This is a genomic window from Pseudomonas sp. GW821-FHT02B10, assembly GCF_059421865.1.
Window position 1 is genome coordinate 34,044 of record NZ_JBWKVU010000019.1, and the last position, 11,415, is coordinate 45,458.

An 11,415-nucleotide genomic window follows, 5' to 3' on the forward strand; every position below is an offset into this window, starting at 1 on the left:
GGAATGAACCATGCGTCATCGTAAAAGTGGTCGTCACCTGAGCCGCACCAGCTCGCACCGCAAGGCCATGTTCCAAAACATGGCGGTGTCGCTGTTCGAGCACGAGCTGATCAAAACTACACTGCCGAAAGCTAAAGAACTGCGCCGCGTTGCTGAGCCGCTGATCACTTTGGCCAAGACAGACAGCCTGGCTAACCGCCGTCTGGCTTTCGACCGTACTCGTTCGAAAGCTATCGTTGGTAAGCTCTTCAACGACCTGGGCAAGCGTTACGCTACCCGTGAGGGTGGTTACCTGCGCATCCTCAAGTGCGGTTTCCGCGCTGGCGACAACGCGCCTATGGCGTACGTCGAGTTGGTTGATCGTGCTGTCGGCGGTGAAGCTGTATCCGCTGAGTAAGACGTCAAATACAAAGAACCGGGCCTAGTGCCCGGTTTTTTGTGTCTGCTATATTAGAAAATTTCTATCGATAGCAATAATTTAATGCATTTGATGCTGTCATCTTGATAGTCGATACTCCTCGTCAGCCGATTAGCCGGCAGTTCCAAGACTGACAGAGGAAGATTGAGCATGAGCCAAAACAAAACGCTTACCACCGCAAGTGGCGCTCCAGTCGCCGATAACCAGAATTCCCGTTCTGCTGGCCCTCGTGGCCCGCTGCTGCTCGATGATTTTCACCTGATCGAGAAGCTTGCCCACTTCAACCGTGAAAACATTCCTGAGCGTCGCGTACATGCCAAAGGCTCGGGTGCCTATGGCACTTTCACTGTGACCCGCGACATCACCGAATACACCAGCGCCAAGCTTTTCGAGTCCGTGGGTAAGCAGACTCCTACCTTCCTGCGGTTCTCCACCGTAGGTGGCGAGCGTGGTTCGGCTGATACCGAACGCGACCCGCGCGGTTTTGCCCTGAAGTTCTATACCGAAGAAGGTAACTGGGACATCGTCGGCAACAACACGCCTGTGTTCTTCATTCGCGATCCACTGAAGTTTCCCGACTTTATCCACACCCAGAAACGTCTGCCGCAGAGCAACCTGAAGAGCGGCCAGGCCATGTGGGACTTCTGGTCACACTCTCCCGAGGCGCTGCACCAGGTCACCATCCTGTTCTCGGATCGCGGGATTCCGGACGGCTATCGTCATATGCACGGCTTCGGTAGCCACACCTACAGCTTGATCAACGCCAAGGGCGAGCGTCACTGGGTGAAATGGCACTACAAGACCCAGCAGGGCATCAAGAACCTGGCACCGGCCGAGGCTGCCCGCCTGGCGGGTACCGATCCGGATTACGCCCAACGTGACCTGTTCAACGCGATCGAGCGCGGCGACTTCCCGAAATGGAGCGTATGCATTCAGATCATGACCGAGGCTGAAGCTGCTGCTCACTACGAGAACCCGTTCGACGTGACCAAGACCTGGTCGCAGAAGGAGTTCCCGCTGATCGAGGTCGGTGAGCTGGAATTGAACCGCAACCCGCTGAACTACTTCGCGGAAGTCGAGCAGGCTGCCTTTGGTCCTAGCAACATGGTGCCAGGCGTCGGCCTGTCGCCGGACCGCATGCTGCAAGGCCGCGTATTCGCTTATGCCGACGCTCATCGCTATCGTGTCGGCACCAACCACCAGCAACTGCCGGTCAACGCCCCACGCAGCCCGGTGAACAGCTACCAGCGCGACGGCTCCATGGCCTTTGGCAGCAATGGTGGCGCGGCACCGAACTATGAGCCGAACAGCTACGCCGATGCGCCGAAGCAGGCCCCTCGCTACGCTGAGCCGGCCCTGGCCCTCAGCGGTGCGGCGGATCGTTACGATCACCGCGAAGATACCGACTACTACAGCCATGCAGGCGCTCTGTTCCGCCTGATGAATGATCAGCAGCAAGCCCTGTTGATTAACAACATCGCCGGCGCAATGGCGGGTGTCAGCTCGGACGTGGTCCAGCGTCAACTGCAGCATTTCTTCAAGGCTGACCCGGCTTATGGAGAAGGAATCGCAAAGGCGTTGGGTGTACAGCTTAACTAAGTCTAAACGAGAAGCAGAACCGCCCTCATTTGGGCGGTTTTTGCGTTTTTTCGGCTACTTTTCTCTGAAAATCTTCACTTTGTTAGCGTTTTTACAGTGACCTGCAAGTCAGCTTGGTTCAAAATACAGACTTTCAAGCAGGGAGATGTAGGGCGATGCAAGGTCACCCGGACGTAATCGATTACCTCAACACGTTGCTGACGGGCGAACTGGCGGCGCGTGACCAATATTTCATCCACTCGCGCATGTATGAGGACTGGGGCTTCAGCAAGCTCTACGAGCGCATCAATCACGAGATGGAAGAAGAGACTCAACACGCCGATGCATTGATGCGTCGCATCCTGATGCTCGAGGGCACGCCACGCATGCGCCCTGACGATCTGGATATCGGTACCACCGTGCCGGACATGTTCGCCGCCGACCTGCGCCTGGAGTACAAGGTCCGCGCTGCACTGTGCAAAGGCATCGAACTGTGCGAGAAGCACAAGGACTATGTCAGCCGCGACATCCTGCGTGTGCAGTTGGCCGATACCGAAGAAGACCATACCTACTGGCTGGAAAAGCAGTTGGGCCTGATCAAGTCGATCGGTCTGGAAAACTATTTGCAGTCGCAGTTCTGATGCTTTAGCCAGCGCCTGCAGGCAAATGCAGGACTGACGAGCACAAAAAAGCCCCTGCCATTTCACAATGGCAGGGGCTTTTTCATTGGGCTCAGGCCCGGTCGCGGGTCAGCAGTGGCTTGAGGTAGTAGCCGGTATGGGATTGCGGCATTTCTGCCAACTGCTCCGGCGTACCCTCGGCAATGATCTGTCCGCCCTTGGAACCGCCTTCCGGCCCCAGGTCCACCAGCCAGTCGGCGGTCTTGATCACGTCCAGGTTGTGTTCAATCACCACCACGGTGTTGCCGTGGTCACGCAGGCGATGCAGAACGTCCAGCAACTGCTGGATATCGGCAAAGTGCAGGCCGGTGGTTGGCTCGTCGAGGATGTAGAGGGTCTTGCCGGTGTCACGCTTGGACAGCTCGCGAGACAGCTTGACCCGCTGCGCCTCACCGCCGGACAAGGTCGTTGCCGACTGCCCCAGCTTGATGTAGGAAAGCCCCACATCCATCAGCGTCTGCAGCTTGCGCGCCAGCGCCGGCACCGGGTCGAAGAACTCCCGCGCTTCCTCGATGGTCATTTCCAAGACCTCGTGGATGCTCTTGCCCTTGTACTTGATCTCAAGGGTTTCGCGGTTGTAGCGCTTGCTCTTGCACACATCGCACGGCACGTAGATGTCCGGCAGGAAGTGCATCTCTACCTTGATCAGGCCGTCGCCCTGGCAGGCTTCGCAGCGTCCGCCCTTGACGTTGAAGGAGAAGCGGCCCGGACCGTAGCCGCGCGAGCGCGATTCGGGTACCCCGGCAAACAGTTCGCGGATCGGCGTGAACAGCCCGGTATAGGTCGCCGGGTTGGAGCGCGGGGTACGACCGATCGGGCTTTGATCGATATCGACCACCTTGTCCAGGTGCTGCAGGCCGTTGATGCTGTCGTGCGCAGCGGCTTCCAGCGTGGTCGCGCCGTTCAGCGCCGTGGCGCTGAGGGGGAACAGGGTGTTGTTGATCAGGGTCGACTTGCCCGAACCGGAGACACCGGTCACGCAGGTCAGCAGGCCGATCGGAATCTCCAGGTCGACGTTGCGCAAGTTGTTGCCGCGAGCCCCTTTTAGAGACAGAGAAAGCTTCTTGTTGCGCGGCGTACGCTTGGCCGGCACGGCGATTTTCACGCGCCCTGACAGGTATTTGCCGGTCAGCGAATCGGGATGGGACATCACCTCGTCGGGAGTGCCCTCGGCGACGATCTGTCCGCCATGCACGCCAGCGCCCGGGCCGATGTCCACCACATAGTCGGCCAGGCGAATGGCGTCCTCGTCGTGTTCGACCACGATCACCGTATTGCCGATATCCCGCAGGTGCTTCAGGGTGCCCAGCAAGCGATCGTTGTCGCGCTGGTGCAGGCCGATGGAGGGTTCGTCGAGAATGTACATCACCCCCACCAGACCAGCGCCGATCTGGCTGGCCAGACGAATACGCTGCGCCTCGCCGCCGGACAGGGTATCGGCGCTGCGATCCAGGGTCAGGTAATCCAGGCCGACATTGACCAGGAACTGCAGGCGCTCGCGGATTTCCTTGAGGATTTTGTCGGCAATCTCGCCACGGCGTCCGGTTAGCGACAGGGTGCCGAAGTAATCGGTGGCATCGCCGATCGGCAGGCTGGTAACGGCCGGCAACGTCTTCTCGCCGACCCACACGTGGCGGGCTTCGCGACGCAGGCGGGTGCCGCGGCAATCCGGGCACGGCTGGGTGCTGAGGAACTTGGCCAGCTCCTCGCGCACGGTGGCCGATTCGGTCTCGCGGTAGCGACGTTCCAGGTTCGGCACTATGCCTTCGAACGGGTGGGAGCGTTTGACGATATCGCCACGATCGTTGAGGTACTTGAAGTCGACGTTCTGCGTGCCGCTGCCGTTGAGAATGACCTTCTGCTGGTCGGCCGGCAGCTGGTTGAACGGCACTTCCAGGCTGAAGCCGTAATGCGATGCCAGCGAGCCAAGCATCTGGAAGTAATAGACGTTGCGCCTGTCCCAGCCACGAATCGCCCCTTCGGCCAGGGTCAGCTCGCCATTGACCAGGCGCTTGGTGTCGAAGAACTGCTTGACCCCCAGGCCATCGCAGGTCGGGCAGGCACCGGCCGGGTTGTTGAAGGAGAACAGCTTGGGTTCCAGTTCGCTGATGGCGTGACCACAGATCGGGCAGGCGAAGCGCGCGGAGAAGATGATTTCTTCGCCGGGCTCGTCGTCCATCGGCGCTACCAGGGCGATACCGTCGGCCAGCTTCAGTGCGGTCTCGAACGACTCGGCCAGACGCTGCTGCAGGTCGGCGCGGACCTTGAAGCGGTCGACCACCACATCGATCGAGTGCTTCTTCTGTTTATCCAGCTTCGGCAGCTCATCCAGCTCGTAGAGCTTGCCGTTGACCCGGGCACGGACGAAGCCCTGGGCGCGCAGTTCCTCGAAGACCGACAGGTGCTCGCCCTTGCGCTCGCGAATCACCGGCGCCAGCAGCATCAGCTTGCTGCCTTCCGGCTGGGCCAGCACCAGGTCGACCATCTGGCTGACGGTCTGGGCTTCCAGCGGGATGTCGTGATCCGGGCAGCGTGGCGTACCCACGCGCGCATACAGCAGGCGCAGGTAGTCGTAGATCTCGGTGATGGTGCCCACGGTGGAGCGCGGGTTGTGCGAGGTGGATTTCTGCTCGATGGAAATTGCCGGCGACAAACCTTCGATGGTGTCGACGTCGGGTTTTTCCATCATCGACAGGAATTGCCGGGCATAGGCCGACAGCGACTCGACATAACGGCGCTGGCCTTCGGCGTACAGCGTGTCGAACGCCAGGGACGATTTGCCGGATCCGGACAGGCCGGTGATGACGATCAGTTTGTCCCGTGGCAGGGTCAGGTCGATGTTCTTCAGGTTGTGGGTTCGGGCCCCACGAATCAGGATCTTGTCCAAAGTGGCCTCGCTCGGCGGGCGTCGAAAACGTAGGAGTATAAGGGCAAATACTGGATGGATGCACACTATCAAATGAGGTCTGTGCAGCCGTAGATGAAACCTGCGCGGCAAAGCGTCGCCATATACCCCGTCAATCGATCGGACTGGTAGAATCGCCGCCGGTTCACACGAGGTTTTTCCATGCATGATCCCCACAGCGAACGCATGAGTGGCGCCGAGACCCGCGCGGCAAGCGGTCTGGCCCTGGTGTTCGCCTTCCGTATGCTTGGCATGTTCATGGTGTTGCCGGTCCTGGCGACCTATGGGATGGACCTGGCGGGAGCGACCCCGGCCCTGATCGGGTTGGCGATCGGCGCTTACGGCCTGACCCAGGCGATTTTCCAGATCCCGTTCGGGATCATTTCCGACCGCATCGGCCGTCGTCCGGTGATTTACCTGGGGCTGATCGTCTTTGCCCTGGGCAGTGTGCTGGCGGCCAACGCCGATTCGATCTGGGGCGTGATCGCCGGGCGCATCCTGCAGGGCGCCGGGGCGATTTCCGCGGCGGTCATGGCGCTGTTGTCGGACCTGACCCGCGAGCAGCACCGCACCAAGGCGATGGCCATGATCGGCATGACCATCGGCCTGTCCTTTGCCGTGGCCATGGTGGCCGGCCCGCTGCTGACCCGCGCTTTCGGCTTGCCCGGGCTGTTCTTCGCCACCGGCGGCATGGCGCTGCTGGGCATTTTCATCGTCGCCTTCATGGTGCCGCACTCGACCGGCCCGTTGCAGCACCGCGAATCCGGGGTCGCGCGCCAGGCCCTGTTGCCGACGCTCAAGCACCCGGACCTGCTGCGCCTGGATCTTGGTATCTTCGTGTTGCACGCGATGCTGATGTCGAGCTTCGTCGCCTTGCCGCTGGCCCTGGTGGAAAAAGCCGGCCTGCCCAAGGAACAGCACTGGTGGGTCTACCTCACCGCGCTGTTGATCTCCTTCTTCGCCATGATCCCGTTCATCATCTACGGCGAGAAGAAACGCAAAATGAAACGAGTTCTGCTGGGCGCGGTCAGTACGCTGCTGCTCAGCGAGCTATTCTTCTGGGAGTTCGGCGACAGCCTGCAGGCGCTGGTGATCGGCACGGTGGTGTTCTTCACCGCGTTCAACCTGCTGGAAGCTTCGCTGCCGTCGCTGATCAGCAAGGTTTCACCGGCCGGTGGCAAGGGTACGGCCATGGGGGTCTATTCCACCAGCCAGTTCCTCGGTTCGGCGCTGGGAGGCATTCTCGGCGGCTGGTTGTTCCAGCATGGCGGTTTGTCGGTTGTATTCCTGGGTTGCGCAGGGTTGGCTGCACTCTGGCTGGCCTTTGCTGTTACCATGCGCGAACCACCTTACGTGACGAGCCTGCGCTTGCCGTTATCGCCCGAAGCGATCCGCGAAGCCGGTCTGGTCGAGCGCCTGAAGGCCGTTGTTGGGGTAACAGATGCAGTGATGGTGGCCGAAGAAGCCGCCATTTACATCAAATTGGACACCGAATTATTGGATCGCGCGACCCTCGAGCAGTTGGTCAACCCAGCCCGATCGGCGTGCGAAGCCTAGGAGAACGTTATGGCCCGTGGGGTTAACAAAGTCATATTGGTCGGCACTTGCGGCCAGGATCCTGAAGTTCGCTACCTGCCTAACGGTAACGCCGTGACCAACCTGAGTCTGGCCACCAGCGAACAATGGACCGACAAGCAGACCGGTCAGAAGGTCGAGAAGACCGAGTGGCACCGTGTGTCGATGTTCGGCAAGGTCGCGGAAATCGCCGGCGAGTACCTGCGCAAAGGTTCGCAGGTCTACATCGAAGGCAAGCTGCAGACCCGCGAGTGGGAAAAAGACGGCATCAAGCGTTACACCACTGAAATCATCGTCGACATGCAGGGCACCATGCAGCTGCTGGGCGGCCGTCCTCAGGGCGACCAGGGCCAGGGCATGGGCAACTCCGCGCCACGTCCGCAGCAGTCGCGTCCGCAGCCTTCGCAGGCGCCACAACGCGAATCGCGTCCAGCGCCTCAGCAGTCCTCGCCACAGCCGGCGCAGAACTTCGACGACAGCTTCGATGACGATATTCCGTTCTGATCCCTCGGAACGCAGGTCATGAGTGAAAAACGGAGCCCTTAATGGGCTCCGTTTTTTTTTTGGCCGCTTGAAACACCGGCCTGGTGTCGCCGCTTTAGAGTTCGACTCGCCGCAGCCTCCCGGTCAAGGGGACGGGCGGGCCGTCGGGGGTGGGCAAGGGGCGGCCACTCAAGCCCATGCCTTCGCTGATCAATACGGCCCCCGGTACCAGGCACAGGTTGGACGGGGTATCCAGGCCCTGGGCGAGGATACTCACTTCTCTTGTCTGCAGGTTGCAGCACAGCAGGCGGCCGCTGAAGCGGGCGAAGCCGCCGTGCAGGCATTCGCCGTCCCAGTCCGTGAGCAGCGGTTGCAGCAGACGGTCGCAGAGTTCCAGCACCAGCAGCTGTCCCGTCGGGGTCAGTGCCAGGCCGGTGGGCAGTTGTAGGCCTTCGATCAGGACTTCGCTGTGGCCGCTTTCCGGCCAGACCCGGATCACCTGGCCGGCCTGGTCGGCGAAGTCGATGCCCCGGCGGCTCGGGTCCTGGTGCAACTCGCCGGAAAACAGGCTGATCAGCATGGCGCCGGTGCTCGGTTCGTAGACCAGGGTAACGGGCACCGCATCCTGATCCTGGCCCAGGTCGGGCAGCTCGACCAGGACCCGCTCCTCGCCGGTGCCGCTGAACTCCACCAGTTGGTTGCTATCGGGTTTGACTGCCAGCCAGCGATGACGCGTGGGGTGATAGCACAGGGCGTTGAGGTTGCCGCGGCTGTGAAACAGAGGCTCGGGAGGGCTACAGGCCAGGTCCAGGACTTTCGAGCCTTCGACGTAGTCGGTCAGGCTGGCCAGGCAACGCCCCGCGCCGCAGGCGATATCCGACAGCCCCAGGATTTCGTCGCGCAGCATGCGTGCCTGCATGTTCATGGAGCGAAAGCCATGGGCCAGCGTTTCGGGCATCAGGTAGGCACCCGTCCGGCGCGGGTCGGGGCGTAGTCGGCTGATGCGCCCACTGAACGGTTGGTCCGGCCGCCCGGAGCCGGCTTCGGCCAGCAGCAGGCTGCCATCGGCTTGCAGACAGAGGCCCCGGGGGTTGAGCAGGTTCTCGCGAATGACCGTGTGCGCACGCAAGTTTTCACGGGGCCGGGGGGGAATCCGTAGGGGAGCTGTCATCGGTTCTCTCCAGTTGGCATTGGGTCGGTTCATAGCGGCGGTTGCCAGGGTTCGCTGCTGTCCTGCCCGGCGAAAGCCCAGGGACAGAACAGCAGGAGCAATGGCAACAGGCGGCGCAAGAGACGGACGTTCATGGCGGCACTCCTGTGAAGTGCCGGGTGACGCTGTGTCACCCGGTGTTCCCGGTACGGGGTTCCTGTCAGCAGGGGGGGAAGTCCTTCATGCTCAGGGGCATCGGCGGGTAATTGTGTTTCACCAGGGCGTTGGCCCAAAGCTCCAGCACGGCCCGCCGGCTCTGCGACATGTCACGGGTGATGGGCATCGAGAGCGTGCTTTCTTCCTGGTACTCCTTGCTGATCAGCACGATCAATTGGTCGATGGCGCCTTCCACGCGCTGCTGGGAGTTGAGCGGCATGAACTTGTTCATGATCGGGTACAGGTAATAGAAGGGCTGCAGGATCTGCGGGTAGATGAAGTTGTTCCACATCAGCTGGCTGGCGTTCAGGTCCCGGTAGATGGTGTTCCAGTAGTCGATGAAGTCCTGCTGCAGCTTCGGCTCCAGCGGCAGCACCCGCAAAGGCGCGAGGCAGTCGGTGTAGGCCTCGGAGTAGTTGAAGCTAAAGGGCACGGCGGGCATCTTGCCGCCTTCGGGCAGGAAGAAACGCAGGGTAGGGAAACCCGGTGCCTCTGCCCTGATTCCCAGTCGAGCGACACCGCTGGCGTCGGTGCGGATCCTGGCGATGCTGTAGTTGACGCTGCTGGTAGCCGTTTCGTCGCGCAGGGTTCCGGTCTGGGCGATGGCATTGTCGAAAACCAGGCAGGGGTGCAGGTTGACGGTAATGGGTTGGTCGAGGAACTGCTGATAACCGACCGGTTCTCCCTCCGGCACGGTATTGGAGGTGACGACCGTGCGCCTGTCCGTGAGCCGGCGGCCGCTGCCAGTGGCCAGATAGCTGACAGCCACCGGTGTGTCGATGAACTGCGGCCGGTTGGAGCGGTTCAGCGTAGGTTCTTCCGGGTAATCGTAGAACAGGGTGAAGTCGGCTTCGTTGCTGAATGCCAGGTAATAGTCGCTGGTGGTCACCATATAGGCGTTGCCGTATTCGGCGACCAGCAGCTCGGTGCCCTCCGGCGCGGGCTTGCCGTCCTTCTGCACCATGATCGTCAGCGTCTTGTGGTCGCCCACATCAATGAATCCGCCACTCTCGACCACTTCGGCGGTCCACTGCCGCTGGGTGGCGGCGATCACCGGTTCGGCGCTTGCCAGCAGTTGTTGCAGTTCCAGGGGACCGCTCTCGAGCAGGTTCTTTTGCTCGACAGTCAGGGGCACGTCGAGAATGCCTGAGCGCTGGTTGAAGGCCGACTGACGGTACAGGGGGTAGGTGATCATGACGGCGGAGATGAACCGGTCTTCCTGGCGCACCCCCAGGTGGAGGATGCCGGCATTGAATTTCTCGGCCACCGCGATGGGGGCCTTGGGATCGACCGGATAGAACGGAATGCCGTTGGACAGGTCCAGCGACAGGGTGTCGCCGGTGATCTGGACAGGGATCACGCCCAGCGTGGCCTTGGTGTCTTGCATATCGCCAGGCGTGGTCTTGTAGACCGGCACCGGCTCCGCCGGGACCAGGCGCCGGCCAGCCGGGGCGGTGGGGAATTCGTCGTCGAACCACAGGCCCAGGGTGCCCGCCGTGCTGCTGTAGGCCGGGTTGTAGAAAATATCGGCGACGTTGTTCAGCCCCTGCTCATACATCCGCTGCACCTGGGCCACGTCCTCGGGGTTGCTGGAATGGGTATTGACCGGCGGGAAGTCGTTGAACACGCCGTTCTTGTCGTAGTAGGTCAGGTAGGTGGAGAAGCGGAACATCAGCCCCTTGGCGCCTTGCTCGATCATCTGCTGCTGGAGCTGTTGCAGCAGGAGCGAATCGCCGACGGCCCAGTCCAGGTTTTCCCTCGCAAAGCAGGTCTGCCAGGTGGTCGTCACATAGCTCAGGCCGCCGAAGGTGGATGCCCAGTTGAAGTTCAGGAAGCGGTCGAGCATCCGGTACTGGCGGTTGAGGGTCAGGCCGCACTGGGCGTCGCCCAGCACCAGCTTGTCGAAATACAGCGCGGTGAAGGTGTTCTGCCAGGGGCTGATATCGACGAAGCGTGCGGGCGTGGGCGCCTGGCTGCCAAAGGGGTTGCCGAGCAACTGAAAGCTCTTGCTGACCAGCGGGTCCCGGTCGATGTAGGTATTGGCCTGGAGCTCGCCACCAATGATCGTTGACTGGGTGTCCTTGTAGCTCACGGTGCCGCAGGCATTGTCGCCGAACAGATCCCATTCGGCGGGCATGAACGGATTGCGGAAGGCCCCGGCATTGGTCGGCACCTGCAATACATAGCGAGGTACCTGGGTACTGGACAACGGCTGGATGGTCCAGGGCATCAGCGCTTCGGGGGCGTTCTGGGGATTGATGTCGTAGGAGTTCAGGAACTGCCAGTTGAGGTCCATCCTGACCGCGTCATAGAGCGGCAGTGCATCGTTGTTGTTGGCCGTTGGCGGGTTCCAGAACATATGGCCGTTGAGGTAGATGCGGGGGAAGTTCAATACGCTCATGTCAGGCTC

General features: G+C 61.2%; 8 protein-coding genes. 5 read left to right on the forward strand and 3 right to left on the reverse strand.

The annotated features are described in order from the left end of the window. The first annotated feature begins 10 nt into the window (after window positions 1-10). The 3 genes from rplQ to bfr all read left to right on the forward strand — a co-directional run bounded on the left by rplQ (window position 11) and on the right by bfr (window position 2,637). Window positions 11-397: a 50S ribosomal protein L17 gene (gene rplQ / locus AC07VU_RS28835; RefSeq protein WP_007924175.1), complete on the forward strand. Its 387-nt coding sequence runs from the start codon at window positions 11-13 to the stop codon at window positions 395-397. A 171-nt stretch (window positions 398-568) separates the two neighbouring features. Beyond that, on the forward strand, window positions 569-2,017 hold the full coding sequence (locus AC07VU_RS28840) for a catalase (RefSeq protein ID WP_053262849.1): 1,449 nt from the start codon (window positions 569-571) through the stop codon (window positions 2,015-2,017). A 155-nt stretch (window positions 2,018-2,172) separates the two neighbouring features. After that, a complete protein-coding gene (bfr, locus tag AC07VU_RS28845) occupies window positions 2,173-2,637 on the forward strand; it encodes a bacterioferritin (protein WP_007924173.1) in 465 nt (154 codons plus the stop codon). A gap of 91 nt (window positions 2,638-2,728) precedes the next feature. On the opposite strand, the gene uvrA is transcribed toward bfr, so the two are convergent. Next, window positions 2,729-5,563: an excinuclease ABC subunit UvrA gene (gene uvrA, locus AC07VU_RS28850; RefSeq protein WP_277589705.1), complete on the reverse strand. Its 2,835-nt coding sequence runs from the start codon at window positions 5,561-5,563 to the stop codon at window positions 2,729-2,731. Between the two features lie 180 nt (window positions 5,564-5,743). On the opposite strand from uvrA, the gene AC07VU_RS28855 reads away from it, so the two are divergent. Together AC07VU_RS28855 and AC07VU_RS28860 are read left to right on the forward strand one after the other, a co-directional pair. Next, window positions 5,744-7,138 (forward strand): MFS transporter, encoded by a 1,395-nt coding sequence (locus AC07VU_RS28855; RefSeq protein ID WP_457275062.1) that lies wholly within the window; start codon window positions 5,744-5,746, stop codon window positions 7,136-7,138. Between the two features lie 9 nt (window positions 7,139-7,147). Continuing rightward, window positions 7,148-7,660 carry a single-stranded DNA-binding protein gene (locus AC07VU_RS28860; protein WP_009045846.1) on the forward strand — a complete coding sequence of 171 codons (513 nt, stop codon included), beginning with the start codon at window positions 7,148-7,150 and terminating at the stop codon, window positions 7,658-7,660. A gap of 94 nt (window positions 7,661-7,754) precedes the next feature. On the opposite strand, the gene AC07VU_RS28865 is transcribed toward AC07VU_RS28860, so the two are convergent. Then, entirely contained in the window at window positions 7,755-8,810 is a 1,056-nt protein-coding gene (locus AC07VU_RS28865) for a hypothetical protein (protein WP_495030915.1), read from the reverse strand. Between the two features lie 199 nt (window positions 8,811-9,009). After that, complete coding sequence (locus AC07VU_RS28870; protein WP_495030916.1) at window positions 9,010-11,406, reverse strand: hypothetical protein; 2,397 nt, start codon at window positions 11,404-11,406, stop codon at window positions 9,010-9,012. Between the last annotated feature and the right edge of the window lie 9 nt (window positions 11,407-11,415).

Bases quoted from the DNA above. Each gene is read 5' to 3' on its own strand.
- rplQ (WP_007924175.1), top strand. From the start codon at position 11: ATGCGTCATCGTAAAAGTGGTCGTCACCTGAGCCGCACCAGCTCGCAC.
- AC07VU_RS28840 (WP_053262849.1), top strand. From the start codon at position 569: ATGAGCCAAAACAAAACGCTTACCACCGCAAGTGGCGCTCCAGTCGCC.
- bfr (WP_007924173.1), top strand. From the start codon at position 2,173: ATGCAAGGTCACCCGGACGTAATCGATTACCTCAACACGTTGCTGACG.
- AC07VU_RS28855 (WP_457275062.1), top strand. From the start codon at position 5,744: ATGCATGATCCCCACAGCGAACGCATGAGTGGCGCCGAGACCCGCGCG.
- AC07VU_RS28860 (WP_009045846.1), top strand. From the start codon at position 7,148: ATGGCCCGTGGGGTTAACAAAGTCATATTGGTCGGCACTTGCGGCCAG.
- AC07VU_RS28865 (WP_495030915.1), bottom strand. From the start codon at position 8,810: ATGACAGCTCCCCTACGGATTCCCCCCCGGCCCCGTGAAAACTTGCGT.
- AC07VU_RS28870 (WP_495030916.1), bottom strand. From the start codon at position 11,406: ATGAGCGTATTGAACTTCCCCCGCATCTACCTCAACGGCCATATGTTC.